The organism is Methylobacterium sp. 092160098-2 (assembly GCF_028920805.1).
In the GTDB taxonomy this organism is placed as follows: domain Bacteria; phylum Pseudomonadota; class Alphaproteobacteria; order Rhizobiales; family Beijerinckiaceae; genus Methylobacterium; species Methylobacterium fujisawaense.
The window spans coordinates 329,604-355,634 of sequence record NZ_JAQPZJ010000001.1; the positions used below are offsets into that span (position 1 = coordinate 329,604).

General features: G+C 67.2%; 28 protein-coding genes. 12 read left to right on the forward strand and 16 right to left on the reverse strand.

The window, feature by feature from the left end:
- Positions 1 to 59: 59 nt before the first annotated feature.
- Complete coding sequence (locus PQI07_RS01525) at positions 60 to 563, reverse strand: flavin reductase family protein (RefSeq protein WP_043346606.1); 504 nt, start codon at positions 561 to 563, stop codon at positions 60 to 62.
- A gap of 337 nt (positions 564 to 900) precedes the next feature.
- Here PQI07_RS01525 and PQI07_RS01530 point away from each other — a divergent pair, with 337 nt between their 5' ends.
- The gene (locus PQI07_RS01530; RefSeq protein WP_043346609.1) at positions 901 to 1,794 is read left to right on the forward strand and encodes a LysR family transcriptional regulator; all 894 of its coding nucleotides are present in this window, start codon (positions 901 to 903) and stop codon (positions 1,792 to 1,794) included.
- 438 nt (positions 1,795 to 2,232) lie between these two features.
- On the opposite strand, the gene PQI07_RS01535 is transcribed toward PQI07_RS01530, so the two are convergent.
- From PQI07_RS01535 to PQI07_RS01585, 11 genes are all read right to left on the reverse strand, one after another.
- The gene (locus PQI07_RS01535) at positions 2,233 to 2,388 is read right to left on the reverse strand and encodes a hypothetical protein (protein ID WP_164706323.1); all 156 of its coding nucleotides are present in this window, start codon (positions 2,386 to 2,388) and stop codon (positions 2,233 to 2,235) included.
- Between the two features lie 602 nt (positions 2,389 to 2,990).
- Positions 2,991 to 3,227, reverse strand: coding sequence for a hypothetical protein (locus PQI07_RS01540; RefSeq protein ID WP_051044647.1), 237 nt, complete (start codon positions 3,225 to 3,227; stop codon positions 2,991 to 2,993).
- A 576-nt stretch (positions 3,228 to 3,803) separates the two neighbouring features.
- Complete coding sequence (locus tag PQI07_RS01545; RefSeq protein WP_043346614.1) at positions 3,804 to 4,001, reverse strand: hypothetical protein; 198 nt, start codon at positions 3,999 to 4,001, stop codon at positions 3,804 to 3,806.
- 41 nt (positions 4,002 to 4,042) lie between these two features.
- Positions 4,043 to 4,405 (reverse strand): DUF6481 family protein, encoded by a 363-nt coding sequence (locus tag PQI07_RS01550; protein ID WP_043755289.1) that lies wholly within the window; start codon positions 4,403 to 4,405, stop codon positions 4,043 to 4,045.
- A 105-nt stretch (positions 4,406 to 4,510) separates the two neighbouring features.
- Positions 4,511 to 4,720: a cold-shock protein gene (locus PQI07_RS01555; protein ID WP_043346616.1), complete on the reverse strand. Its 210-nt coding sequence runs from the start codon at positions 4,718 to 4,720 to the stop codon at positions 4,511 to 4,513.
- A gap of 333 nt (positions 4,721 to 5,053) precedes the next feature.
- Positions 5,054 to 5,422: a hypothetical protein gene (locus PQI07_RS01560; RefSeq protein ID WP_274925925.1), complete on the reverse strand. Its 369-nt coding sequence runs from the start codon at positions 5,420 to 5,422 to the stop codon at positions 5,054 to 5,056.
- A gap of 167 nt (positions 5,423 to 5,589) precedes the next feature.
- Entirely contained in the window at positions 5,590 to 5,832 is a 243-nt protein-coding gene (locus PQI07_RS01565) for a hypothetical protein (RefSeq protein ID WP_274925926.1), read from the reverse strand.
- A gap of 603 nt (positions 5,833 to 6,435) precedes the next feature.
- Positions 6,436 to 6,672, reverse strand: a complete 237-nt coding sequence (locus PQI07_RS01570; RefSeq protein WP_043346619.1) for a DUF6894 family protein — start codon at positions 6,670 to 6,672, stop codon at positions 6,436 to 6,438.
- Positions 6,673 to 6,818: 146 nt separating this feature from the next.
- Positions 6,819 to 8,174: a sigma-54-dependent transcriptional regulator gene (locus tag PQI07_RS01575; protein ID WP_274925927.1), complete on the reverse strand. Its 1,356-nt coding sequence runs from the start codon at positions 8,172 to 8,174 to the stop codon at positions 6,819 to 6,821.
- Positions 8,171 to 10,054 (reverse strand): ATP-binding protein, encoded by a 1,884-nt coding sequence (locus PQI07_RS01580; RefSeq protein WP_274925928.1) that lies wholly within the window; start codon positions 10,052 to 10,054, stop codon positions 8,171 to 8,173. Before PQI07_RS01580 ends, PQI07_RS01575 begins: the two co-directional genes overlap by 4 nt.
- Positions 10,051 to 10,320: a hypothetical protein gene (locus tag PQI07_RS01585; protein ID WP_274925929.1), complete on the reverse strand. Its 270-nt coding sequence runs from the start codon at positions 10,318 to 10,320 to the stop codon at positions 10,051 to 10,053. Before PQI07_RS01585 ends, PQI07_RS01580 begins: the two co-directional genes overlap by 4 nt.
- A gap of 29 nt (positions 10,321 to 10,349) precedes the next feature.
- On the opposite strand from PQI07_RS01585, the gene PQI07_RS01590 reads away from it, so the two are divergent.
- Positions 10,350 to 11,693: a dicarboxylate/amino acid:cation symporter gene (locus tag PQI07_RS01590; protein ID WP_043346633.1), complete on the forward strand. Its 1,344-nt coding sequence runs from the start codon at positions 10,350 to 10,352 to the stop codon at positions 11,691 to 11,693.
- Positions 11,694 to 11,817: 124 nt separating this feature from the next.
- Here the strand turns inward: PQI07_RS01590 and PQI07_RS01595 are convergent, their stop codons facing one another.
- Both PQI07_RS01595 and PQI07_RS01600 read right to left on the reverse strand, forming a co-directional pair.
- Positions 11,818 to 12,894 carry an HD-GYP domain-containing protein gene (locus PQI07_RS01595; protein ID WP_274925930.1) on the reverse strand — a complete coding sequence of 359 codons (1,077 nt, stop codon included), beginning with the start codon at positions 12,892 to 12,894 and terminating at the stop codon, positions 11,818 to 11,820.
- A gap of 22 nt (positions 12,895 to 12,916) precedes the next feature.
- Positions 12,917 to 13,468, reverse strand: coding sequence for a protein phosphatase CheZ (locus PQI07_RS01600; protein ID WP_043755281.1), 552 nt, complete (start codon positions 13,466 to 13,468; stop codon positions 12,917 to 12,919).
- 448 nt (positions 13,469 to 13,916) lie between these two features.
- Here PQI07_RS01600 and PQI07_RS01605 point away from each other — a divergent pair, with 448 nt between their 5' ends.
- Genes PQI07_RS01605 through PQI07_RS01615 form a run of 3 tightly spaced genes read left to right on the forward strand, consistent with a single transcriptional unit; the run spans position 13,917 to position 16,464 of the window.
- Positions 13,917 to 14,519 (forward strand): TadE/TadG family type IV pilus assembly protein, encoded by a 603-nt coding sequence (locus PQI07_RS01605; RefSeq protein WP_091955289.1) that lies wholly within the window; start codon positions 13,917 to 13,919, stop codon positions 14,517 to 14,519.
- On the forward strand, positions 14,519 to 15,133 hold the full coding sequence (locus PQI07_RS01610; RefSeq protein WP_274925931.1) for a TadE/TadG family type IV pilus assembly protein: 615 nt from the start codon (positions 14,519 to 14,521) through the stop codon (positions 15,131 to 15,133). Before PQI07_RS01605 ends, PQI07_RS01610 begins: the two co-directional genes overlap by 1 nt.
- A gap of 38 nt (positions 15,134 to 15,171) precedes the next feature.
- Positions 15,172 to 16,464: a TadE/TadG family type IV pilus assembly protein gene (locus PQI07_RS01615; protein ID WP_274925932.1), complete on the forward strand. Its 1,293-nt coding sequence runs from the start codon at positions 15,172 to 15,174 to the stop codon at positions 16,462 to 16,464.
- Between the two features lie 60 nt (positions 16,465 to 16,524).
- Here the strand turns inward: PQI07_RS01615 and PQI07_RS01620 are convergent, their stop codons facing one another.
- Positions 16,525 to 17,142: a cupin domain-containing protein gene (locus PQI07_RS01620; protein WP_274925933.1), complete on the reverse strand. Its 618-nt coding sequence runs from the start codon at positions 17,140 to 17,142 to the stop codon at positions 16,525 to 16,527.
- A 144-nt stretch (positions 17,143 to 17,286) separates the two neighbouring features.
- Between PQI07_RS01620 and PQI07_RS01625 the strand changes: the two genes are divergently transcribed.
- From PQI07_RS01625 to PQI07_RS01640, 4 genes are read left to right on the forward strand one after another with little or no spacing between them, the layout of a single operon-like run.
- On the forward strand, positions 17,287 to 18,060 hold the full coding sequence (locus tag PQI07_RS01625) for an ABC transporter substrate-binding protein (RefSeq protein ID WP_043386249.1): 774 nt from the start codon (positions 17,287 to 17,289) through the stop codon (positions 18,058 to 18,060).
- Between the two features lie 5 nt (positions 18,061 to 18,065).
- The gene (locus PQI07_RS01630; RefSeq protein WP_043346657.1) at positions 18,066 to 18,719 is read left to right on the forward strand and encodes an amino acid ABC transporter permease; all 654 of its coding nucleotides are present in this window, start codon (positions 18,066 to 18,068) and stop codon (positions 18,717 to 18,719) included.
- Complete coding sequence (locus PQI07_RS01635) at positions 18,716 to 19,447, forward strand: amino acid ABC transporter ATP-binding protein (RefSeq protein ID WP_043386251.1); 732 nt, start codon at positions 18,716 to 18,718, stop codon at positions 19,445 to 19,447. The genes PQI07_RS01630 and PQI07_RS01635 overlap by 4 nt, the downstream gene beginning before the upstream one ends.
- 9 nt (positions 19,448 to 19,456) lie before the next feature.
- Entirely contained in the window at positions 19,457 to 20,746 is a 1,290-nt protein-coding gene (locus tag PQI07_RS01640) for an NAD(P)/FAD-dependent oxidoreductase (RefSeq protein ID WP_274925934.1), read from the forward strand.
- A 164-nt stretch (positions 20,747 to 20,910) separates the two neighbouring features.
- Here the strand turns inward: PQI07_RS01640 and PQI07_RS01645 are convergent, their stop codons facing one another.
- Complete coding sequence (locus PQI07_RS01645; RefSeq protein ID WP_043386257.1) at positions 20,911 to 21,231, reverse strand: hypothetical protein; 321 nt, start codon at positions 21,229 to 21,231, stop codon at positions 20,911 to 20,913.
- 714 nt (positions 21,232 to 21,945) lie between these two features.
- On the opposite strand from PQI07_RS01645, the gene PQI07_RS01650 reads away from it, so the two are divergent.
- The 3 genes from PQI07_RS01650 (at position 21,946) to PQI07_RS01660 (ending at position 25,982) form a co-directional block, all read left to right on the forward strand.
- Positions 21,946 to 23,928 carry an acyl CoA:acetate/3-ketoacid CoA transferase gene (locus PQI07_RS01650; protein ID WP_274925935.1) on the forward strand — a complete coding sequence of 661 codons (1,983 nt, stop codon included), beginning with the start codon at positions 21,946 to 21,948 and terminating at the stop codon, positions 23,926 to 23,928.
- 283 nt (positions 23,929 to 24,211) lie between these two features.
- Entirely contained in the window at positions 24,212 to 25,141 is a 930-nt protein-coding gene (mdcB, locus tag PQI07_RS01655) for a triphosphoribosyl-dephospho-CoA synthase MdcB (RefSeq protein WP_446720935.1), read from the forward strand.
- Between the two features lie 106 nt (positions 25,142 to 25,247).
- A complete protein-coding gene (locus PQI07_RS01660; protein WP_100793886.1) occupies positions 25,248 to 25,982 on the forward strand; it encodes a DUF3750 domain-containing protein in 735 nt (244 codons plus the stop codon).
- Positions 25,983 to 26,031 lie beyond the last annotated feature (49 nt).

Consider the following 26,031-nt stretch of genomic DNA (forward strand, 5'->3'; position numbering starts at 1 on the left):
TCCGGCCGGTTCCTGTTGGCGTCACGGGCCGGCTGCGTCGGGAGAGGATCGGGTCGCCGTCAGGCGTAGTGCAGGGCCATGTCCTCCAGACGGCAGAAGCGACCCTCGTGGTAGAGGAGCGGAGACTTGCTCGCGACCGCGCAGGTCACGATGCGCCCGATGAAGATCGTATGCGTGCCGAAATCCGTCTCCTGCACGACGGCGCATTCGAGCGTCGCGTCGGCGTCGCGGATCAGGGGACAGCCGGTCTGGCCGATCCGATGGTCGATGTCGGCGAACGGATCCGGCTTCTTGGCGGCGAAGTGCCCGGCCAGCTCCTCCTGATCGCTCGACAACACGTTGACGGCGAAGGTGCCGGATCGACTGATCACCGGATGCGAGCGGTTCGACTTGTTGACGATGACGAGCAGGCTCGGCGGATCGGCCGAGACGCTGCAGACGGCGGTAGCGGTCATGCCGTTCATCACAGCCCCGTCGGCAGAGGTGATGACGTTCACGGAGGCCGCGAACCGCCGCATCACCGACTTGAACTGATCTCCCGATATGCTCTGGGACGGGATCATCACAACACATCCTTCCTGCGGTCACGGCGCGCGCAGCATTCGGCCGGTCCCGCAATCCACGCGACGGGCCGGGCAAGCGGTGGAGCGGTTGCTCTGACCGGCGATCATCTCGACGACCGATACGATAGCGCTGGCAGGACACGAAAAAAGCGAATTATTCCGCAGGCAAACGTTCGAAAATGTCGAACCATCGTGTCATCGTTGACGCCCGATCGATATTTTGCAGGACTGGGATCAGGTTGCTAGGCCTGATCCGGCTCGTCCCGCGCCTCCTGATTGGCGGGCTCTCTCCCCGTAGATCCCGAAGAGGCTACACGGTCATCAAGGCTGCTCGGTCGTGAACATCAAACAGCTCGAGACCTTCCTCGAGATCGCGCGGTGCGGAAGCTTTACGGCCGCCGCGGACCGTCTGAACGCGACGCCGTCGACGATCTCGGCCCGGATCCAGGACCTGGAGCTGGATCTTGGTGTCTCCCTCTTCGACCGCTCGCAGCGGCGGGTCCGGCTGACCGCCAAAGGCCGGGAACTGCAGGTCTATGCCGAGCGCGCCATCGCAGCCTGCGCTGAAATTCGGACGCGGGTCGGCAGCGGCGACGCCCTGTCCGGCCTCGTCCGGCTCGGCGTCGCCGAACTGGTCGCAGTGACGTGGCTCCCGCATTTCGTGGACCTCATCCATCGATCCTATCCGCGCCTGACCCTGGAATTGCAGGTCGCCCTGACGGCCGACCTCCAGACCCTGATGGCGAATGGCGAGATCGACATGGCGCTGATGCCGGGCACGCGCTTCGACCCGCACCTCGCCACGCGCTCCCTCGGGCAGGTGCGCTTCGCCTGGATGGCGGGCCGCGGCCTCGATCTTCCGAACCGCAGAATCGAGCCTGCGGACTTCCGGGCGATCCGCATCCTGTCGCTCGGCAAGAACAGCTTCCATCATCGAACCGTGGAGCATTGGCTCAACGAACGGGGCGACGCGCCGCGCGTCGTCGATCTCTGCAACAGCATGGGCGCCGTCGCCTCCCTGACGCAGGCCGGCGTGGGCGTCAGCCTTCTCCCGATCCAATGCTACCGGGCGGAGATCGCATCCGGCGCCCTGCGGGTTTTGGAGACCTGCCCGGAGGGGCCGCTGGTGGAATTCTTCGCCGTCTACGCGGCGGACGCGACCACGACCATTCCGCGCCTGCTCACCGACCTTGCGGCGGCGTCGAGCACGTTCGAGGACGCTCTTGGCTAAATGCGCAGCTTCAACAGATTGTCCGTCCGGCCTGACCCGAGGAGTCTGAAGCTGCGAGGCCTCAGCGGTTCGGTGAGGCCGGATGAAAAGCCCACGGAATGCGCGTCGGGGCCGTCGGTCGGTCGCTTGAAGGGGCGCGGCGCTGAACGTGTCCGCGCCGAGCGGACGGTCCGGCGCGGACCCATTGCATGCGGGACGAGGCGCAGGTGGACGTCTTCGATGATATCGGGCCCGTCTACGACGCAACGCGGCGTCGTAGACGCTCGGCGAGCCTGGCCCGGTCGAGCTGGAGAACCGAGCTCGCGTCGATCAGACTTGCCTGCACCAGTCCGGCAGCAGGACAATCACCGATTTCGTCGGCGTCATGCCCAGATCAGGATCCCCGACGCGCCGCAAGTTCATAGCGGCCCGTCTGCAATTATCCCGGGGCGCTCGGTCTCAGCTCTTTGTGAACGGATTGTTCGACTTGTAGTTTTTGCCCTTCGGCTCGGCCTTTCGCGGGTCGGGCTTGTCGGCGAAAAGACGCTTGACGCGCTCGTTGAAGTCCTCGGGCGTAACAGCCTGCGCTTTGCCGGTCGTAAATTCGCGTGCCATCTCGGCCTCCGCTTCGTCGCCCAGGGCACGGGATTGCGCGGAGGGATGCCGAAGCTATGCGCCGTCCGAAGCCAAAACGCCACTCCCAACGCAGGGTGTCGACGGTGGGACGACTATCGGAGGGCGGCTGAGCGCGGGTTTCGCCAGTTCGGAGATCCGCGGCGGCTGCGTTGCACATCCGGAACGCGCATCAAAAGGGCCCGGTGTCCGATTTTCGCGCGGACGGTCATCGCCGCTCTGCGATGAGGGGCGTCAGGCTCCCGGGACGACCGGCCTGCCCGTAAAGGCGCACGAAGGCGCCGGACTCCTCACCCGCCGCCAAGCCGCGATCGCGCTGCGTCTGTCTTCGAAGGTCGACCGCAGGCGTGTTCCAGGCGCGCCCCGACGGTCCTCCCCGAAGCCGTGGAGCAGCACCGCGTCGGGACCGAAGACCCGATGCATCTCGGCACGCCAGAGACGGTCGGTGACCGCAAGCACGCGCTCGGTTTCTGCCAAGCGGTCGATATCCATGGCGGAGGTTCCCCGTTCACTGCCTGTCGCCGCACCGCCGGGCTGGCGACACGAGATCCCGCTCGAGGACCGGGGCAGCCCTGGAAGACGCGTCAGAGTGCTCTTGCGAGACCCGCCTCCAGGTTGAGGGCGCTGGCCGTCTGTTGAGCGAGGCGGACGCCCGTTGGCTCGACCACCGCATCCGCTTTCACGGCCTGGCGCACGACCGCAAGCGCCTCGTCCTCGGAGGTCGTGATCACGGCGTAGAACATTACCAAGGAACCGGATAGTTCCGCCTCGTCGGGGCGCGTCACCTTGAGGATATAGGCGGTCTGATTGGGCTCGATCATGGCCGCCTCGGGGGAATGGGTGCCGGCCGGGGGCATGAAACATCCTCACGTTTGAACATGTCGGGTTCGCAGCAGCGATCGATGATGGTTTGGCTCCGGGACCCGGTTCCCGCGCGGGAACACTCGCCGTGAGCCGACGGGCAGCCGAAGGCCGAGCGAGAGGATGCGCGCCTGTGCATCGCAATCTCGATCGCTTGTGCTGTCGCGACGGACGATCGTTACGGGCATGGCAGAGCATCCGAGATGCCCTGCTCGAAACAATCGTCGCAGCTTTGCCGATCGTTTAAAGAAACAAGACCGGACGCCTAAGCTCTGCTCGCAGCAGTTCGCGCGGCGCACCGATGATGGCACCGTGTGGCCGCCAATCTCCCGCGGCTTGCGTCGCGGCAGGCGTGGCCGGGACGGATCATCGTCCCTGTCGGTCCTGAGAGTGGCGCTCGGCTCGCCGCGTCGATCGCGGCCGCAGCCGCGGCGGCTTCAGCAGCGTTCCCTCAGGGCGTTCTTCTCTGGCCCGATCGCCCCCCGCAGCGTTGCAGCACTCAACGGCCATGCGGAAGCCCGGTCGGGCCGGATGGATCAAGAGGCCGGAACGAGTTCGCCTTCCCGTGCCGCGCGCTCACCGCCGTCGGACCGGATTCGGTAGGTGGGTTCGCCGGAGCGGTCATCCGGCGTCAGCCGGACCACTTCGAACAGGCCGTCGACGATGCCCTTGTTGCCCGTATAGCTGGTCCCCAGCTGCCGCACGTGCTGGCCGATCTTGAACTTGTGAGACATGTTTCGTCCTCCAAAGAAGCGCTGAGCGGGGAGCGACCGGCTTACCGGCGGGCTCTGGCCTTGCGAGCGGCGAAGCGCGCGTCGCGGGCGGCCTTCTGCTCAGCGGCGCGGGCCGTCTGCAAAGCCGCTGCCTCGGCCACCAACCGAATCCGGTCGGCTTCGGCCTGCGCGCTGGCAGCGAGACTCTCAGCCTCGCGTGCGGCTTCGTCGGCGAGGCGGGCGACCACACGCTCGGTGTTGCGTGCAGTCCGCGCCGCGACCACAGCCTGGCGGGCTGCCTGCCGGGCGCGAAGGGCCGGATCGTCGGCTGACGGGCGGGCCCGGAACCGGGCCAGGGTGTCCTGTCGCGACTTGGCGATCGCCGCCAGATGGTCAACAAGCTGACTTGCTTTGTATGGTCCCACGAATATTCCTTGTGCGCGCCAGAGCTAAGCTTTGGCTGCGAAATACAGATGAAGCCGCCCCCGGGGGAACGGCTTCGAGACGCGTCTTGGAAGACGGAGTGTGGCTCAGACGGCCTGGAGGCTGCCGGCGGACTGCTTGCCGCTGCGGCGATCGGTTTCCATTTCGTAGGAGACCTTCTGGCCTTCGGTCAGACCCTGCATGCCGGCACGCTCGACGGCGGAGATGTGCACGAATACGTCCTTGCCGCCGTCATCCGGCTGGATGAAGCCGAAGCCCTTGGTGTCGTTGAACCACTTAACGGTGCCGATGCTCATAGGTATTCCATATCGTTATAGGTAGTTAAATAGGTCGAGCGCACGCCATGCACGCGCTCGGTCGCGAATTTTCGAAAATGGGAGAGATGCAGAGCGCTCGCCCTGTTGAGGCGATGCGGCCGAATATCTGGCCAAAAGTCGATTTATCATCTGTACGGCATCGGAGAGATAATCACAAGCACTAAGTCAAAATGCAGGATGTTTGACACGCGGCGCAGAAGATTTTGGCGGTGCAAATCAGCGGCGCGAAGCTAGGCGGCGGTTTCCATACCGACCGCGCCATGGATTCCCAATCCGGGTCCCCGGTTACCCGAACGAAGCTGCACGCTGCCTTTAGATCCTCACACTCGCCGCCCCAGCGGCCGCGGCTTGTTCCACGGAAGCACCGCCGCGCAGGGCCATGGCGATGGCCGTCGATATGGTGTCGATCGCCAGCGCGCGATCCTGACCATAATCGTAAGAGCTGTTTCTGTCGGAACTCAGCCTGGCATAGTAGCTGTCCGGAAAGCGCTCATCGATCCGCAGCTTGAGCATTTGCGTTGCTGCATTGTAATCGCTTTCGAACTGTCGGGATTTTGTGGAATACCCGCCTTCGAAGGTGCCGGCTTCGCGCTCTTTGGACATCGTATTCGCCCTGCGACTCTGAGTTTCGCCAAGGAAAAGACCGATGATTTTGCTGGTCAACCAGCGCATGACGTGCATTTCGTCCTCCTGACTTAAGGGCCGTTGAGCGATGCTCGGTGCTGTCGCGCCGTCTCGCGGATCCGGGTATCCGGCTCGGTATCCGCCCTCCCCGGTTCGACGGGCGCTTGAAGAGCAGTCCTGAATGGCCGCGCATGCGACCGTCTGCGGATAGATCAGTGCCTGTTCTAGGCCGAAGCCATCGGTAAAAGGCTCTCGATGCGAAGCTTCAGCCGCGTCGCCCGGATCGCGTCCAGGGTGCGCCGATGCGCATCTGTGGCAATACCTTCGGCTTCGAGGTCCGTGAGCTGATCGATCAGCCACCCACGCTCCTGAAGACCAGGCAGCTGCGATGAACGTGCAACCATCCTGATCAATCTTTGCATCACCGGGCAAGGCGGTGCTGAGTACGGCTCGACCACGAGTTTCATCTCCCGATTTCCGCCATCGTGTCAGCCACGACCGCGGGGCTCGGCGAGGCCCACAATCGACGGAGCCGCCCTGTTACGGTCACCGGCGGCTCCTCCGCTTTCTTTGACTCGCTGGGCCCGCGGCTCGATTCGGTTGCCATGATCGCGCTCCGCGTCACGGTCGGAGGCAGAATAGGACCGGCTCCGGGATCTGTCGGACGGCCGGATGGCAAGCGGTCGAATCTCCGTTGGGCCGTCAAGCGCGCCGTACCCGGTATAGGAACGAAGCGTCAGCACCCCACGCTCGGATGCAGGCCGATGCAGCCGATAGGCTTGGCGCACCTGATGAGAGCGGAACCGTCCTGAAACTGACGGGATGTTTGCCAAGCACGCCTGTCCATTGCAGGCGGGGGCGCAGGCCCTCAGTCACCGGCGCCTGGATCAGTCGATCCGATGATGGTCTCACTCTGCGCTTTCGAGCGCGATAAAGATAGTCCTTTGGCGTCGGGGCATCCGCTGCCCATGCAGCGGCCCTGCAGTCGCCTCTCCCTCGGCCCGGTCCGAATTACCGGTATTGCGTCGGGGCGCTTCTGACCGCGTACGCCCGCAGTGGCTGCTGCGGCGTCAGCCGACGGGGTCCGCATCGAGCGATACGCGCAGGCGCATCCGCACCACCCCCATCTCGTCGCGGACAGCCGCCATGTAGTCCTGCCGGCCGGGCGCGTCGGAGAATCCCTGCGCGATACGTGTCATGATCTTCACGGCCTGAGACCGGGCGGCCTCAAGGCTCGGCAGATCGTAGCCGTCTCTGTCGCGGACGATGTCGGTTCCGTCGTGCAGATCGATGAAATAACGCGGCATAGGCGGCTCGGCGAGGCTGATCCGTCCGCCACGCTAAGCCGTTTCCGCACTTGTCCGCTTACCCCTTTTCGGTAGCTTGCCCGGACCGCGGCGCCACACGCGTCGGTCGCGCCCTTCGGTCCGGGCAACAGGTCGAACGGGCGCCCCTAGCGAAAGTCGCCCGGCGTCAGGCCGTGACGCGCCATCTTGTCGTAAAGCGTCTTGCGGGGCAGTCCGAGCGCCTCGGCGGCGGCCCGGACATCGCCGCCGGCCATGATCAACTCGTCGCGGATCAACTGCCGCTCGAAACGATCCACCTGATCGGTGAGGCTGCCGGCCGCCGCCTCAGTGGCGGATTGCGGCACGGCTCCGAGCCCGAGGGCGCAACGCTCGGCGAAATGGCCGAGTTCGCGGACATTGCCCGGCCAGGGGTGACGGCGCAGATGATCGCGGATGGACGGCGTGACCGGCGGCACCGGCCGTCCGAACCGCTCGGCGGCGCGGCGCAGGAAGTGCTGGAAGAGCAGCATCACGTCCTCGCCCCGGTCGCGCAGGGGCGGGATCGCGATCGTGATGACGTTGAGGCGGTGATGGAGGTCGTCCCGGAAGGTGCCCTGAGCGGCCGCCTGCCCGAGATCCACCTTCGTGGCAGCGACGACCCGCATGTCGACCGGCCGCACCTCGTTCGTGCCCAGCGGTTCCACGGTGCGCTCCTGAAGCACCCGAAGCAGCTTGACCTGCAGCGGCAGCGGCATGCTCTCGATCTCGTCGAGGAAGAGCGTTCCACCCTGTGCGTGCTCGATCCGACCGATCCGGCGCTTCAGCGCCCCGGTGAAGGCCCCGGCCTCGTGGCCGAACAATTCACTCTCGACGACGCTGTCCGGCAACGCCCCGCAATTCATCGCCACAAGATTCCGCCCGGAGCGCCGGCTCCAGCGGTGCAGGGCGCTCGCCACCACCTCCTTGCCGGATCCCGTCTCACCGAAGACGAGCACATCGACATCGGCCTGCGCCACCTCGCGCACGAGGGCGCGCAGGCTCACGATCTCCGGGGAGATCCCGAGGAACGCCGGATCCTCCTCGACCGCCGCGTCGAGCCGCGCCCGCAGCGCCCGGTTCTCCATCACGAGCCGCCGCCGCTCCAGCGCCCGGCGCACGGAGGCGACGAGCGCTTCCGCGGGATAGGGCTTGGCCAGAAAGTCGTAGGCGCCGCCCTGCATGGCGGCCACAGCCATGCGGATGTCGCCGTGGCCGGTGATCAGGATGACAGGCAGGTCCGGATCCACCCGGCGCAGGCGCGCCAGCAGTCCGACGCCGTCGAGTCCGGGCAGCCGCACGTCGGTGACTACCACGCCGGGAGGCGCGGCCAGAATCGCCGCCAGAGCCGCCTCCGCCGCGGCGAAAGCCTCGACGGCAAATCCCTCCAGTTCCAGGCTTTGGCAATTGGCCCGGCGAACCTCCGCCTCGTCGTCGATGAAGACGACGCGCTCGGTCGCCGCCTCCGCGTCCGCCGATCCGCTCACGGTGTTGCTCCCAAGGGCTTGTCCACGCCCGGACTCTTCTCCGTCGCCCGGAGCAGCTCCATCCGGAAGACCGTGCCGGCGTCCGCGTCGCCCGCCAGGATCAGGTTGCCGCCGCAATCCTCCACGATCCCACGGGCGATGGCGAGACCCAGACCAAGGCCATCCGCCTTGGTCGTGAAGAACGCGTCGAAGACCTGGCTGCGTAGGGCGTCGGGAATGCCGGGCCCGGTATCGGCCACTTCGACCGCGATGCGCTCGCCACCGTCGGAGCGAAGGTGCAGTCCGACGCGGGCGTCCGGTCGGCCCGCCACCGCGTCGAGGGCGTTCTGGAGCAGATTGACCAGAACCTGCTCCAGCCGCGGACCGTCTCCGAGCACGCGCAGATCCGGGTCGGGCCGGTCTGCCGCGAGCGGGACGTCGAGGGCCGCCGCGCGCGCAGTGACGAGTTCCAAGGCGTTCGCCACCACGTCGCGCAGCACCACCGGCTCGCGTCGCGGCGAGGCGCGGCGGGCGAAGCCCTTGAGCTGCCGGGTGAGGCCCGCGATGCGGTCGGTGAGCCGGCCGATGGCGGCCGCGTTCTCGGCCGCGTCGTCGGATCGCCCGCGGCGGATGAGGATCGCGGTGTTGTCGGCGTAGGAGCGGATCGCCGCCAACGGCTGGTTGATCTCGTGCGCCATGCTGGCCGCGAACTGGCCCAGGGCCGCCAGCCGGCCGGCCTGCGCCAATTCGCGGCCGAGGCGCTCGCGCTCGGCCTCGCCGCGCTGTCGCTCCGCGATCTCGTCGCGCAACTGCGCGTTGGTCTCGCGCAGCGCGCGTGTCCGCGCCTCGACCCGGGTTTCAAGCTCCGCCCGGCGCGCAGCGGCCTCCGCCAGCCGGGTCCGCGTCCGGCGGCCGCGGTCGGCCAGGGCGAAGAGCCCATACCCGACGAGCGCCGTGGCCAGCGCCGCGATGATCCAGGCCTGAAGCCGCTCGCGCTCGACGGCGGTGCCGACCGGTGTCAGCGTATGCAACCGCCAGTCCGTCCCGGGCACGGGGGCCTGCGACAGGATCGCGGTCCAGGCCGGCAGTGCCCCCCGGGCGACGCGGACGGCGTCCGGCTTGCCGGCGATCGGATGCAGCGGCAGCCGCTTGAGGGACGCCGCCCCGAATTCCTGCCCCGCCTCGATCCGGGCACGCTCGGCGGCATCGATGGCGTCGAGGGTATCGAAACGCCACCCCGGCTCGCTGGTGACGAGGACGATGCCCCGGGCATCGGTGACGAAGGTCACCTCGTGGGCCGCGCGCCACGCCGCCTCGACCGTGTCGAACTCCACCTTCACCACGACGACCCCGGCGCCAGCGCCGACGCGCCGCGCGAGGTACAGGCCGGGCCGGCTGCTGACCGTGCCGAGGGCGAATTGCGATCCGGCGCCGCCGGCCAGGGCCTGCTTGAAATAGGGACGGAAACCGTAATCCTGTCCAACGAAGCTGCGGTCGCTCCCGGCATTGCTGGCTGCGACCGTGAGCCCATCGGCGCCGATCACGTAGATGACAGCCGAGCCGGTGGCGGCCGCGACCTGTGCGAGCCGCCTGTCGACGCGATCCAGAAGGCCGCGGCCCGGATCCGGCCCGAGTGCGGCGACGACTTCGGGGTCGGTGGCGAGTGCAAGCGGCAGCGAGGCCTGCTTCTGCATCTCGGCCAGCAGCACGCCGACCTGAAGCCCGATGGCCGAGCGGGCGGCCCGCCGCAGATCCGACAGGGCCCAGCGTTCTGCGGTGCGGCCTGCGAGCCACGTCGCCGCCAGGACTGCGCAGAGCCCGAGAAGAATCGCGAGACCCCGCCGCGACGGCGTTCCGTCCGGCGTCCGGGCTCCGCTTTCGGGGGCCGCCGAGCGGATCAACGGGCTCCAACCCGTGCGGAAAGCCGGAACGCTTCGGCCCGAGGCGTGCGGAAATCCGCACGGGAACCGATCCGGCGATCGCGCAACGGCCGTAAAAAACCGTTTCCTTTCAATGAAATGAAGAAATGCAACACGCCGCCTTTCGATGGCATGCCGGTTGCCATTCCCGCCACGTAACGCAGCCATGTCGTCAGGGAACGGCTGCCAGCCAAACGGCCAAGAGCAAGCGCGGACAGCGTCGGACCATTTCGACGCCAGCCGCCCAAACCGAAGCTATCGACAGGGAGAACGCCCCATGGCTGCCGTGCCGTCACCACTCACCGCCCCGCATCCGCCCGCCAAACCGAAGCCGCTGTACCGGACGCTGTACTTCCAGGTCCTGGTCGCCGTCGCGATCGGCATCCTGCTCGGCCACTTCTATCCGCAGCTCGGTGCCGAGATGAAGCCGCTCGGCGACGCCTTCATCAAGCTCGTCAAGATGATCATCGCCCCGGTCATCTTTCTCACCGTCGTCTCCGGCATCGCCGGCATGACCAACCTGGAGAAGGTCGGACGCGTCGGCGGCAAGGCGCTGATCTACTTCCTGACGTTCTCGACGCTGGCGTTGATCGTCGGCCTCATCGTCGCCAACGTGCTCCAGCCGGGCAACGGCCTGCACATCGACCCGAAGTCGCTCGATCCGAAGGCGATCGCCACCTACGCCGGCAAGGCGAAGGAGCAGAGCATCGTCGACTTCCTGATGAACATCATCCCCACGACGGCGGTCGGCGCCTTCGCGGGCGGCGAGATCCTGCAGGTGCTGTTCTTCTCGGTGCTGTTCGGCTTCGGCCTCGCCTTCCTGGGCGACCGCGGCAAGCCGGTCCTGGACATCATCAAGGTGCTGTCCGAGGCGATCTTCGGCGTCGTCAACATCATCATGAAGGTCGCCCCCGTGGGCGCCTTCGGCGCGATGGCCTTCACGATCGGCAAGTACGGCATCAGCTCGCTCGCCAACCTCGCCTATCTCGTCGGCGCGTTCTACCTGACCTCGACGATCTTCGTGCTGGTCGTGCTCGGGGCGGTGGCCCGCTACAACGGCTTCTCGATCATCCGGCTCATCCGCTACATCAAGGAGGAGCTGCTCCTCGTGCTCGGCACGTCCTCGTCCGAGTCGGCGCTTCCCTCGCTGCTGGAGAAGATGGAGCGGGCCGGCTGCTCCAAGCCGGTCGTCGGCCTCGTCGTGCCCACGGGCTACTCGTTCAACCTCGACGGCACCAACATCTACATGACGATGGCGGCCCTGTTCATCGCCCAGGCGACCGATACGCCCCTGAGCTTCGGCGAACAGGCCCTTCTGCTCCTCGTGGCCATGCTGTCCTCCAAGGGCGCGGCGGGCGTGACCGGCTCGGGCTTCATCACGCTGGCGGCGACGCTGGCGGTGGTGCCCTCCGTGCCGGTGGTCGGAATGGCGCTGATCCTGGGCGTGGACCGCTTCATGTCCGAGTGCCGGGCGCTCACGAACTTCATCGGCAACGCCGTGGCCTGCATCGTGGTGGCGCGCTGGGAGAACGAGGTCGACGAGGACAAGCTCGCGGCGGCCCTTGCCGGCCAAACCACCCGACCGGCCGGCCACACGCCGGCCCTGCAGGCCGCCGAGTGAGCCGCGGCCGTCGCGGGCCGCGGGTGCGGCTCGCGACGGCCACATCCTAGACAAGCGATCTGCGATCAGCCCGCGCAGACCGGCGGGCGGCTGTGCCGGGACTCCAAGGGCCGATCCCCGGCCGTCAGCCCTGCGCGAGGGCCTGGGGCGCGAAGGCGGCGACGACCGGCCGGAACGCGCCGACGATCGCAGGATCGAGCCGGCCGGCCATGCCCTCCAGAATCGCGTATGCTGCCTCGCTCGCCATGGGCGCCCTATAGGGCCTCTGCTCGATCAGGGCCGCGTGGATGTCGCAGACGGTGACGAGCCGGACGAGGTCGGGGATGTCGCGTCCCTTGAGCCGGTCCGGATAGCCCGAACCGTCGAGCAATTCGTGATGCGACCGGACCACCAGAAGCATCTGCTGCTCGAAGCCCTGCTCGGCGAGCATGCTGTATCCCTTTTCCGGATGCAGCCGCATCACGGCCATCTCGGTGTCGTCGAGCCGGCCCGGCTTGTTGAGGATCGCGGCCGGGATGTGGATCTTGCCGACATCGTGCAGCAGGGCCGCTTTGGTGACCCGGTGACGCTCCTGCACGCCGAGGCCGAGCCTTGTCGCGAAGGCTGCCGCCAGCCCGGCCACCAGCAGGCAGTGCTGGTGCGTGGCATCGTCGAATTGGCGCACCGCCCGGATCCAGTCGCGGATCCCCGTATCCCGGATCGCGACGTCGATGGCCTGGGTGCCGTTGTCGATGACAGCGGGTGTGATCGGCTGATCCGCCACAAAGACCGATGCGTAGAACCCGCGCACCTCTGCCGCCATCCGGACCGCGCAGGCGGGCACCGGCTCCTCGACATGCGCCGCGACGGGTGACGGCGGCCGCTGCGCGCCGAGCCGATCCCGCAGGTGATCGATGTCGATGGGGGCGCACAGCGTGTGCGTCGCACCGAGCGCGACGCCGACGAGCCGGGTGCGCGGGCTATCGGTCGGCAAAAGGACGACCAGGGGTACCCCGTGCCGGATCTGCACCAGGAGGCGCCGCAGACGCTCGACGGATGCCGTACCGAGATCGAGGACGTCAGTGACGATCGCGGTCGGTGTGCCGACCGGCGCCGCCGCGGCGCGGAGGTCGTGGATCTCGCAAGACAGACCATCGGACAGGTCCCCCTGCAAGCCCAGGCTGCGTACGGGATCGTCCGTGATCAGAAGGATACGGCCCATCGGCACGCTCTCTGATCGCGGCCTACGGGAACATTGCGTCAACCGTGTCCTGCGAGACCGAGGCGTCGCCGGGTAGCACGGGGCCATTCAGCAGGGCCGCCTCGCCGCTGCGTCTGTCGTGCGGCAGGTTGGGCCGTGCCGGGCCATCGTCGGACGCCGACCAGACGCGCAGCATCTCGCCGATCCGCTCCTCCACGAGGACGATCGTGCGCACGACCTTCGAGATCCGCTGCCCGGTCAGATCCTGGAAGTTGCACGCCTCGAAGATGGTTTGCATCTCGGCCTGAATGGCCTCCGCGTCGGCCCGGGTCGCAGGGTGTTCCGAACGCCTCACGATCCCGCGGGCCAGCCCATCGACGGTCTCCGACGCCGTCAGAATCGCGTTCGTGGCGTCTTCCGTGCCTTGTACGACGGCGTGGAGCTCGTCGCAGGCGCGACTGGTCTCCTGCTCCTGTCGAAGGTCTGCGATTTCCTGGCGCGTCCGCGCGATCGCGTCCGAGATCGACACGAGCTGGCTCCGCAGGAGCCCGACACCCTCTTCGATGGAAACGACGTCCGGTACAGCACGGGCCATGATCGACGATCACCATGCGCTTTAATTTAGGCGCCGAAACTATCGACCATGTCTTAAGCTGGGCTTAATGCCGATTGTTTCCGTGTCTCGTCAGCGTATCGTACGATTGATGACTTAAAGATTTCATGATTTTGCGCTTCGACCCGGACGATCGGTCAATTCGATCTCCGCCGACTCATCAGCGGCGTCTTCGAGGGCGTGCAACGGTGATCTGCTGATCTGACAAGCGGCAGCGATCCGGGGCGCCGTCGCAAGCCTCGTGGAATCTCTGCCAGTTCTTTCAACTTGAGGTGGACGTGACGGTTAAATTTGCAATTGCATGTTAAGTGACAGCATTCCGAATGGATCGATTTTGAACAATGCTGCGCGAAAAAAAAGTAAGCTTTTGATGCTCTTCTAGCGGCGTGGTCCGGTCGAAGGCTGGGTATTGAGCACGGAAATCCGAACGGTGGTTCGCTGGCTTGATGGACGAGCGCAGGCGGCGCGCTTCGTGCGGGCGCGCGGGGGTGCGACTGCCGTGGAGTTCGCCCTCGTGGCTCTTCCGTTCTTCGCGCTGATCGGGGCCTGCCTGGAGAACGGGATCGTCTTCTGGGAGCAGGAGATCCTCCAGCAGGCAGTGTCCGATGCTGGCCGGCAGATCTATACGGGCTCCTTTCAGACCGCGAACACCGGCACCACCGATCCTGCGACCCTGATGAGCCGGTTCCGGACGGCGATCTGCACGCAGTCGAACGGCACCCCGCGGGTGACGATCTTCAACTGCGCCAATGTCCGGGTCAGCGTCACGCAGGCCAGCAGCTACGCGGCCGCCAACCCGGTCTCGCCCGTGGCGACCAATGCCAGCGGCGCCAGCGACTGGAACGCGAGCTTCCCCAGCTATTCCTGCGCGGGCGCCTCCGCGATCGTGATCGTGCAGGCGGCCGTGGACGTCCCGATCTTCTTCCCGCTGCTCGGTGCGGCGACGCCGAGCCTGCCCAACAGGCGTCGGGTGATTCAGGCGGCGACGGTCTTCAAGGTCGAACCGTACACAACCCAGTCCGTGTGCTCCTGATGCGCCGGATTCTGGAACGTCTCGCGCGCTACCGATGCGACGAGCGCGGGATCGCCGCGGTCGAGTTCGCGTTCGTGTTGCCCCTCCTCATCATCCTGTATTTTGCCACCGCGGAACTCACGCGCCTGGTCGACGCGAACCGCAAGCTGACGCTGTTCGCGCGCACGCTGAGTGATCTGTCGGGACGCGCGGACAATCCGAGTCCGACGGTCGAAGCCATGGCGACGATCGCGGGCGCCGCGACCGCGATCCTGCGTCCCCTCGATGCCTCGAATCTGCAGATCGTCGTCAACGCCATGGGGGTCGAGTCGGTCTCGGGCACGCTCTATGGCGGGGTCTGCTCCAGCTGGGCCCAGAACGCGACCAAGCGGCCGGCGCAGCAGCGCAACGGGACCAACGGGTTGCCCCCGACGCCGGCCGTCTATCAGTTCGACGGCGCCCGCTACATCCTCGGCGAGGTGACGATGACCTATACGCCGATCATCGGCAGCGCCCTCTACCGCTGGATCTTCGGCAGCCGCGGCCTGACCTTCACGCGGCAGATCCCGTGGTCGGAGCGCACCGCGAGCGAGATCATCATGCCGGGCGGCGTGGCTTGCCCGATCTTCAACTAGCGCGACGGGGGCCCAACATGTCCGCTGTTCCAGCCGGAATGAGCCGCCTCCTCACGCGCTGCGTCCGCACGTGTGCGCGCTCGCGATCCGGCCAGGTCGCGATCACCTTCGCCCTCGTGATGCTGCCGGTGCTGTTCGCCACGGGGGCGGCGGTGGATTACGGTCGACGCAACGCCGCCAAGGCACAGCTCGACGCGGCCCTCGACGGCGCCGTCCTGGCGGTGATCTCGCAGAAGACGAATTCGATCTCATCGACCAGCCTGCTGAACATGGAGACGCAGTTCCGAGCGGAGGCCGCAAAGGTTCCGGGCGTCACCGTGACCTCCTTCAACCCGGGAACACCCGTCAGCAACTCGGCCACACTCAGCTTGGCAGCGAGCTATACGGCCACGGTGAAGACGACGATCTCATCGTTGATGCAGGTGCCGGTCATGAACATCAACGGGAGCTCGTCCAGCACCCGCAACATGTTCCAATATATCAATTTCTACCTGTTGCTCGACAATTCGCCGTCGATGGGGCTGGCGGCGACCGACACCGATGTCGCCAACATGAAGATCGCGACAGGCGGCTGTGCCTTCGCGTGTCATCAGCACACCTACGACAATAAAGGTCGCGTCACAGGGGATAGTCAAGCCGACTTCTATCACGTGGCGCTGAGGAACAACATCAAGCTGCGCATTCAGGTCCTGCGTGACGCCGTGTCGGCACTGGTCGATCAGGCGAACGCAAGCATGTCGCTGTCGCAGCAGTATCAAATGGAAATGTGGACGTTCAACGATTCCACGACGCAGACCCGGCTCCAGGCGATGACGCCGACCCTGAGCCAGATCAAGGCTGCGGCGCCGAACATCGACATCGCGTACGCGTATTACAACCAGTCGGACAACCAGACGGATTTCGAGCGCGCCATCGCGGTGATGAATACCACGATCCCGGCGAGCGGGACCGGCATCACGGCGTCCTCTCCGATCCGCTTTCTGTTCCTGGTCACCGACGGGGTCGAGGATACCGGTGGCAGCGTCACGAACCAGAGCGCCGGCTTTCAAATCCAGAGCGACCGCTTCATCGGCCCTTTCAGCCCATCGACATGCAATGCGCTGAAGAGCAAAAACGTGCGGATCGGCATCATCTATACGCAATACCTGCCGATCTACGACAACGACTTCTACAATCGGTACGTCAGACCCTATGAGGGCCAGATCGGTCCAGCGCTGCGGTCCTGCGCGTCGGACGGGCTGTACTTCCCCGTTGCGTCCGGGGGTGACATCACCGCCGCCATGCTCAAGCTGTTCTCCACCGCGGTGGCATCCGTCCGGATCAGCAACTGAACGGGTTCCGGTCACTCCGGGGGCCAGCATGGCCCTGCCTGTCGGTGGCCCTGCGTTCCGCTAAGGCGATCCGGCCGGCATCGGTCCGAGGACATTGACCCACAGCACGATGGTTTGGCCATGCGGGTCGGGATTGCTGAACCGGTGTGGTCGCCGGCTCTCGAAGCGGAAGCTGTCGCCTTCCGCGAGTCGAAGGGTCCGCGCCTCGACGACCAGGGTCAGGCGCCCCTCCAGAACGAGGCCGGCCTCCTCGCCCTCGTGGCTGAACGGCTCGTCGCCGGTGCTCGCCCCCGGCCTCAGCACCATGTGGAAGAGGCTCATCCCGTGCGTGCCGCCGGGCGGGGTCAGCAACTGCTTGGTGATGCCGGCCCTCCAGAGCTGAAGTTCCGGCCGGTCCTTCCGGAACACCACGATCGGGTCCGGATCGGGCTCGTCCGGGCTGGGCTCGAAGAGGCCGCCGATACCGATCTGCAGCGTGTCCGCGAGGAGCGCCAGGACCCGGAGCGAGGGCGACGACAGACCCCGTTCGACCTGACTGATGAACCCGATCGAGAGACCGGTGCTGGATGCGATCGCCTCGAGGGAGAGCCCCCTGGCGCGCCGGAGGCCGCGCAGGCGCTGACCCACGGCCCGGTCGACCGGTTCCGGACCCGTTGCGTCGCCTTGGGGAATGCTCACCGTCGCACCAACCTGCCTCTCGCGTGTCTCTTCATGCACGTGAAAGTCCCTTGCGTCGATATTGGAAACGTGCGGTATTCTTCACGAGAATGAAATCGGGCGGCGGCTCTCGTCGCGCAATCCGGTCATGATGGGAGCGGCAGGATGAGAAGACGGTTGGCCGGGCTGTGTCTGTCGTCGACGCTGCTCCTGGGAATCCTGGGGAGCGCGGTCGGCGCCCAATCCCTGAAGGTCGGTGCGACGCCGACAGGCCTGCCGTTCACCTTCCTGGATACCAAGACGAACACCATCCAGGGCGTGATGGTCGACCTCGTCAACGCGGTCGGCAAAGAGGCGGGCTTCACCGTGGCGGTCGAGCCGCTGCAATTCTCGACGCTGATCCCGGCGCTCACCGCCTCGAAGATCGACATCATCTCGGCGGCGATGTTCATCACGCCGCAGCGCAAGGAAGTCGTGGCGTTCTCGGCGCCGGTCTACAGCTACGGTGAGGGGCTGATCGTCCCGAAGGCCGACACGAAGGATTACATGTCCTTCGCTGACCTGAAGGGCGAGACCGTGGGCGCCCAGGTCGGCACCGCCTTCGTCGAGCCGCTGAAGAAATCCGGCCTGTTCGGCGAGGTGAAGATCTACGATACGATCCCCGACATCATTCGGGACGTGAACTCCGGACGGCTGAAGGCCGGCTTCGCCGATGCGCCGATCCTGGCCTACTACGTGAAGCAGGGAGCGTTCCCCGGCGTCCGCCTGGTCGAGACCTTCAAGCCGACCGTGGTGGCCTCGGTGGGCCTCAGCGTGCGCAAGACCGACGCGGACTTGCTGGCCAAGATCGACAAGGCGCTCGCCAAGCTGAAGGCCGACGGGACGCTCCAGGCGATTCTCACCAAATGGGGCCTGCCGCCATCGGCCGACCGGTCCTGAGCTCCATGCGCGAGTTCCTCGCCGATGCTCAGGAATACCTGCCGATCCTGCTGCAGGGCGTGCAACTGACCGTCCTGATCACCCTCGCCTCCCTGGTGGTCTCGACGCTCCTCGGCTTGGTCTGGGCGGTGATGCGCGTCTCCGGCATCGCCGTGCTGGCGGGCTTCAGCGCGGTGATGATCAACATCCTGCGCGGCATCCCGATCATCGTGCAGCTGTTCTACATCTACTTCGTCATGCCCGATTTCGGCCTGTCGCTGACCGCGGTGCAGGCGGCGATCATCGGGCTCGGCATCGCCTATTCGGCCTACCAGGCGGAGAATTTCCGCGCCGGCATCGAGGCGGTGGATCGCGGCCAGGTCGAGGCGGCGCTGTCGATCGGCATGGGCTGGGGCATGACGATGCGGCGGGTGATCCTGCCGCAGGCGATCCGGATCGCACTGCCGCCCTACGGCAACATCATGATCATGATGCTCAAGGATTCGTCCCAGGCCTCCACCATCACGGTGGCGGAATTGGCACTCCAGGGGAAGCTGATCGCGTCGTCGACCTTCAAGAATACCAGCGTCTACACGATGGTGGCGCTGATGTACCTCGCGCTCAGCCTGCCGCTCATCCTTCTGGTCCGGCATCTCGAGGCCAAGGGGCGGCATCGATGATCGTGCTGAAGGACGTGCGGAAGCACTACGGCACCCTGGAGGTGATCAAGGGCGTCTCGGCCGAAGTCACCAAGGGCGAGGTGGTGTGCATCATCGGACCCTCGGGGTCCGGCAAGTCGACCCTGTTGCGCTGCATCAACGGCCTGGAAGCCTATGACGGCGGCGAGATCCGCGTCGACGGTCAGCGGGTCGACCGGGACAAGCGCAGCATCAAGGCGATCCGGACCCGGGTCTCCATGGTCTTCCAGCGATTCAACCTGTTCGCCAACCGGACCGCCCTCGAGAACGTCGTCGAGGGTCCGATCCACGTCAAGGGCGAACCCCGTGCGGAGGCCGAGGAGCGCGCCCGGGCGCTCCTCGCGCGGGTCGGTCTCTCCGGCAAGGAGCACGCCCGGCCGGACGAACTCTCCGGCGGCCAGCAGCAGCGCGTCGCGATCGCCCGGGCGCTCGCCATGCGTCCGGAGGCGATCCTGTTCGACGAGCCGACTTCGGCCCTCGATCCCGAACTCGTCGGCGACGTGCTGCGGGTGATGCGCGGGCTCGCCGACGAGGGCATGACGATGATCGTCGTGACCCACGAGATCGGCTTCGCCCGGGAGGTCGCCGACCGGGTGCTGTTCCTCGATGGCGGCCGGCTCGTCGAGCAGGGACCCGCCGCCGAGATCCTGAACCGTCCGCAGAACCCGCGCACGCAGGATTTCCTGCAGCGTGTGCTGCACCCGCTTTAGGACAAGGCCGTGGCCGAACCGTTCCCCCTCGCCCCCTCGCTCTGGGCCACAACGGCGGCGCCCGCGCCGGACACACCGCCGCTCGCCGAATCCGGCACGGCCGACGTGGTGATCGTCGGCGGCGGATTCTGCGGCCTGTCCACCGCCCTGCACTTGGCCGAGCGCGGCATCCGCCCGGTGGTTCTGGAGGCGCGGGAGGTCGGCTATGGCGGGTCCGGTCGCAACGGCGGCCAGGTGATCCCGGGCCTGAAATACGATCCCGCGGATCTCCTCGCCCGGTTCGGGCGAGAGCGCGGCGAGCGGCTCGCACGCTTCGCTGGCGGAACCGCCGACGTGGTGTTCGACCTGATTGCCCGGCACGGGATGGACGTGCCGCACCGGCGTGCCGGCTGGATTCAGGGTGCCCATACCGAGACGGGGCTCGCCGAAGTCGAGCGACGGGCGGCGCAATGGGCCGATCTCGGCGCGCCGACCCGCGTCCTCGACAAGGCCGAGGCCGAACAGCTCCTCGGGACCGGTCGCTATCGCGGCGGCTGGCTCGACGGACGCGGTGGCGCGATCCAGCCCTTGAGTTATGCCCGCGGCCTCGCCCGGGCGGCCCTGAAGGCCGGAGCGTCGATTCACGGCGCATCGCCGGTGACCTCTCTCGAACGGACGGGATCGGGCTGGACGGTCACGACGGCCCAGGGGGCCCGGCTGAATGCCGAACGGGTCGTTCTGTGCACCAACGGCTACACGGGCGGCCTCTGGCCGGACCTCGCGCGGACCGTGATCGCGGCGAACTCCTTCCAGGTCGCCACGGTGCCGCTCTCCGACAACCTGCGGCGCTCGATCTTGCCCGAAGGCCATGTCTCGTCGGACACGCGCAAGCTCCTGCTCTACTTCCGGCTGGACCATACCGGTCGCCTGCTGATGGGCGGCCGCGGTCCGTTCCGGGAGCCGCGGAGTCCTGCCGACTGGGCCCATCTCGAACGGATCGTCGGCAAGCTGTTCCCGCAGCTCGACGGGACCGCCTTCGACCACCGCTGGTGCGGCCGCGTCGCGATCACCCGGGACTACCTGCCCCATCTCCACGAGCCGGCACCCGGCCTCCTCATCGATATCGGCTGTCAGGGCCGGGGCGTCGGCCTCCAGTCGGCAATGGGTCGTGCGATGGCCGCCTACATCGCCACCGGCGATGCCGACAACCTGCCGCTCCCGCTCACTCCGATCGCGCCGCTGCCGCTTCACGCCCTCCACAGACTGTACGTGTCGGCGATCATCGCCTGGTATCGCCTGAGCGACGGCGGCATCCGCTGAGGCGGCAAGGCTCGGCGTCTCGATGATCCAGCGAGACCCCCGCGGGCGGAGGTGCCAGGATCCCGACCGACAAGTCGGGAAGCGGACGCTATCGGCTTCTCGGGGCAATCGCGACCCGGCCATCGAGCCGCATCGGAACAGGCCTGCCGCGCCGGAGGAGCGGCTTACTGAAACCGCCGCATCTCCGGTGAAAGGGAGCGTCCGGCCTCGAGCAGGGCCCGAACCTTGCGTGTTGCATGCAGAAGGATATCCGGGCGGGCATCCTCGTAGGACGTCTCGTCGACGAAACTCTGCAGCGCCTCCGTGATCCGATCCTCGATCTCGTCCATCAGGGCGAGGCCTTCCGGACCTTCCCTCCGGAGATGTGCGTCCGCGAGGGTCAGATAGGCCGCGCTCGCCAGCAGGAAGGCGATCCCGTTCGCCTCCCGGGCCGCGTCTGAACTCGCGTCGCCGCCGTCCGTACCGTCTGCGACGTCGTCGTCCATCGGCCTATGCACTCCTCATCCGTCAGGCCCGCTGTGCCGCCTGCGCGGCGCCGCGCAAAGTAGGGAAAAAGGGGTCGGTCCCGTCACCATTCGGGCAACGTCGGCGGTGGGTGTGGCCTGCACGCTTGTGCCCGTGGCTCAGCCGCTGGGATCGGTCCGATCCTGCGCGGCCCGCCGTTCGCGCATCCTGCAGAGCGCCCGCCGCCAGGCGGCCACGACGGCCTCGCGTGCGCCGGCCTCGGCGCCCCTGGTCGGATCGGAAGGGCGGCCCCTGCCCTCGCGTTGGCTGTTTCGGTCTCTCGGATCTCGATTCATGATCGCCTCCCTGCGTGATGGAGAGAGACACCGGATCCAGGGACCCCGCGGTGAGGCCGCGCACGCGAACCGCGGAAACCGCGTGCGGGGGAGCACATGCGGTCAGGCTCGAGCCGATCCTCGTCCGCGGCGCTGACACCGCGCAATTTTTCTGATCGTGGACCGAAGAGTTTTTCAGCAGCGCCGGTCTGCATTTTAGGAGTACTGTCACGCGGCCGGCATGGGCCCTCGTGCAATGCCGCAAATATTGATGCGGTGCAATAACGATCGTATTCAAAACTCAGCTGACTCCCGGGGCCGATATGTCCCGGAACCACGGGGGCGGCGCATGGCAGAATCGGAGGGGACGGGCATCACGGCCGGCCGCACCTCCGAAGGCCGGGGAGGATCACGGGCTCCATGAGGAAGAACAAGGTCATCTCGGCGGAAGAGGCGATCGCGCTGATCCGCGAGAACGACGTCGTGACGACAACGGGGTTCGTCCAGAGCTGCATCCCGGAGGCCCTGCACGCCGCCCTCGAGAAGCGGTTCGTCGAGACCGGATCGCCCCGTGGGCTCACCCTGATCATGACGGCGGGTGCCGGTGACAGCAAAGGGCTCGGCACGGGCCGCCTGCACCATGACGGCCTCCTCTCGCGGGTCATCGCCGCCAATTTCGGCCGCATGCCGAAGGTCGCGAAGGCCGCGCAGGACAACCTGATCCGCGGCTACAACCTGCCCCAGGGCGTCATCTCACAGCTGTACCGGGCCTGCGCCGCAGGCCAGCCGGGCCTGTTCTCGAAGGTCGGCCTGAAGACCTACGTCGATCCGCGTCATGGCGGCGCCAAGGTCAACGAGCTGACCACCGAGGACATCGTCAAGCTCGTCGAGGTCGATGGTGAGGAGTGGCTGTTCTACACGGCGACCAAGATCGACGTGGCGTTCATCCGCGCGACATCGGCCGACCCGTCCGGCAACCTCTCCTACGAGAAGGAGGCGCTGACCCTGGACTGCCTCGCGCAGGCCATGGCGGCCCGCAACAACGGCGGCATCGTCATCGCCCAGGTCGAGCGCATCGTCGACGACGGATATCTTCTGCCGAAGGACGTGCGCGTCCCCGGTATCCTCGTCGACTGCGTGGTAGTCGCCGAGCCCGAGATGCACCGCATGAATTACGGCGTCATGCACGACGCCGCGCTCGCGGGCGAGATCCGCGTTCCGGTGACGGGCATCAAGCGGATGCCGCTCAACGAGCGCAAGATCATCGCCCGGCGCGCCGCCTTCGAGCTGCCGCCGAACGGCGTCGTCAATCTCGGCGTCGGTGCGCCGGAGGGCATCTCGTCGGTCGCCAACGAGGAAAAGATCACGCCCTACATCACCCTCACCACCGAGGCGGGCGCGGTCGGCGGGGTGCTGGCCTCCGGTTCGAGCTTCGGTGCGGCGACCAATGCCGACTGCATCATCGACCAGAACCAGATGTTCGACTTCTACGACGGCGGCGGACTCGACATGACCTGCCTGGGCATGGCCGAGTGCGATGCCGCCGGCAACGTCAACACGTCCAAGTTCGGCGGCAAGCTGAATGGCTGCGGCGGCTTCATCAACATCTCGCAGAACGCCCGCACCGTGGTCTTTGCCGGCACGTTCACAGCCGGCGGCCTCGAGATCGCGGTGAACGACGGTCAGGTGCGCATCGTCAGCGAGGGCAAGGCGCGCAAATTCGTCACGCAGGTGCAGCAGAACACCTTCTCGGGTCCTTACGCGGTGGAGCGGTCGCAACCGGTCCTCTACGTGACCGAGCGCTGCGTGTTCCAGTTGACATCGGACGGTCTTGAACTGATCGAAGTCGCACCCGGCATCAATATCGAGCGGGACATCATCGCCCACATGGATTTCGCCCCCGTGGTGCGCAATCCCGTGCCGATGGATCCGCGCATCTTCCGCGACGAGCCGATGGAGCTGATCTCGGATCTGCTCAACCTCGATCTCAAGTCGCGTGTCAGCTACGATGGCGAGCGCAACATCCTCTTCATCAACTTGGAAGGCTGGTACTGCCGGGTGAAGGGCGACATGGACGAGCTGCGCATGACCATCGTCGAGGCCTGCCGCAAGGCCGGCCAGCGGGTCAACGCCGTGATCAACCACGATGGCTTCCGGCTCAACGAGAACCTTGTCGATGATTACGCCGGCATGGTCCAGTATCTGCAGGCGAACTACTACGCCACCACGACCCGGTACGCGACGAGTGCGTTCCTGCGCCTGAAGATGGAGGAGGCCCTGAACAACCGCGGGGTCGCGCCACACGTCTTCGAGCGCAAGGAGGAGGCGCAGGCCTTCGTCAGCAGCACCGAGGACAAGAAGGCCCGGAAGCGGATCTCTCCGGCGGTCGCCTCGGCGGCCTGAGGAGAGTGCCGGACGCAGGCGGCCGGCAATTCGGGGGATTTGCCGCGCCGTCCCGGACGGGTCGGCGTGGTGGACCGTCCGGGGCCGGCATTCAGCGCGTCGTCGGTGGCTCTCGTGGGAGGGCCAAGCCCCGGCTCCCCGCGGTTGTCGGCAGATCACGCGTTCGCCGAGCCCGACCCGCCATCCGCGGCGATAGTGTTTCCGGAGGATCTCCAGGCCGGATACGCCCAAGCAGACTGGGGCTGATTCCGACGCATGCACGCGCCGTTTCTTCCCGTATAGGTTGGGCCGGCCCAGTTCCGTCCGGCCATGTCGGCGCACGCCTCGGGGAGGTCCGCTCCTGCACGCTCATCAGAACCTCGCCGTCGCGACGGCCGATGCCGGACGCGCCCAGCCCCCCTGGGCCGAGCGCGTCGCCGACCTCGCCCATGCGGCTCTGATCGAGGAACTGGAGACCTGGCCGAAGCCCGGCCTCGTCAGCCCGGTGGATTCCGGCAGCCACGACGACATGGATGCCGCCACCCTCCACCGGAGCGCGGCGGCGATCCGGCCGTTCTTCGCCGATCTGGTCTCGGCGGGCAGCCGAGGGGCGGAGATGGCGGAACTCCGCGGGATCGGGCTGCGGGCCGAGGCCGCGATGATGCGGGCCACCGGCGACGTCAACGCGCATCGCGGCGCCATCTTCTCCCTCGGTCTGATCTGCGCGGCGGCCGGCACGCCGGACACGGGGCGCGGATCCGCCGAGGCGCGGGCCGAACGCGTCGGGCATCTGTGGGGAGCGGCGATCGCCGGGGCCCCTGTCTCGCCGGTGAGCCATGGCGGACGGGCGGTGCGCCGCTTCGGAGTCGGCGGTGCCAGCGCCGAGGCGGCGGCCGGCTTCCCGACGATCCGTACGGTCGGCCTGCCGGCGCTGCGCGCCGGGCGCGCCTGCCGGCCGGGCGAGCCTGAGGCGGCGCGCGTGCACTGCTTCTTCGCGCTGCTGGCGGTGGTCGACGATACCAATCTCCTCCATCGCGGGGGACCCGACGGCCTCGGATGGGCGCAGACGGCGGCGGCGGACTTTCTCGCGGACGGCGGAATCGCGGCGCCGGGCTGGCGGGACCGGGCGGCTGCGATCCACCGCGCCTTCGTGGCGACGCGCCTCAGCCCGGGTGGCTGCGCGGATCTCCTCGCCGCGACGCTTCTGCTCGACGCGCTCGCCGCCGCTGGTTGAGAGCGACGGTGCGAACCGATCCGCGCGGCCGCGTTCCACTGGCGGCATACGTCGGGGCACGCGCAGCCTTCATCCGGCCGGCCCATCATCGGGAGCCCCCTCGTTCGTGACCTGCTTCAGGATCGTCCTCCTCGCGCTCGCCGTGCTCTTCGTCCTGCCCGTGGCGGCATCGGCCGTGCTCTACGCGACCCGGGCGAGTGGCGACTGGCGTCTCGCGGATCGGTCCAGCGTCGGTCTGCTGCCACGCGCGGATGCGCATCCCGGCGCCGTGCTGCGCATCTTCTCGGCGCGGACCGTGAGCTGGCGCGGCATCGTGGCCACGCATAGCTGGATCGTCATCAAGGACCGCGACGCCCCCGCCTTCAGCCGGTTCGACTACACGGCCTGGGGCCAGCCGATCTGGGTCGACCGGTTCGTGCCGGACGGGCGCTGGTTTGGAAATCCGCCGTCGGTCGTGTTCGCGGCGGACGGGCCGGAGGCGGAGGCGATGCTCCCGCGGATCCGCAGGGCTGTGGCCGAGTACCGCTATAGCCGGCCCGGCGACTATGTCGTCTGGCCTGGGCCCAACTCGAACACCTTCGTGGCCGCCGTGATGGCGGCGGTGCCGGAGATCCGCGCCAGCCTGCCGACGACGGCGATCGGCAAGGATTTCCCCTACGACGGGCGCTGGGCCGGCCTGACGCCCTCCCGGACCGGAATCCGCGTCAATCTCGGCGGCTATGCCGGAGTGACCCTCGGCTGGGTCGAGGGATTCGAGCTGAACCTGCTCGGAGGCGTCGCGGGGATCGACCTGCGGCGACCCGGGATCAAGCTGCCGGCGGTGGGCCGGCTCGGCCTCTGAGCGGCGGATCCGGCCACCACCCTGGCAGGCGTGCGCGCAGTCGCGCACG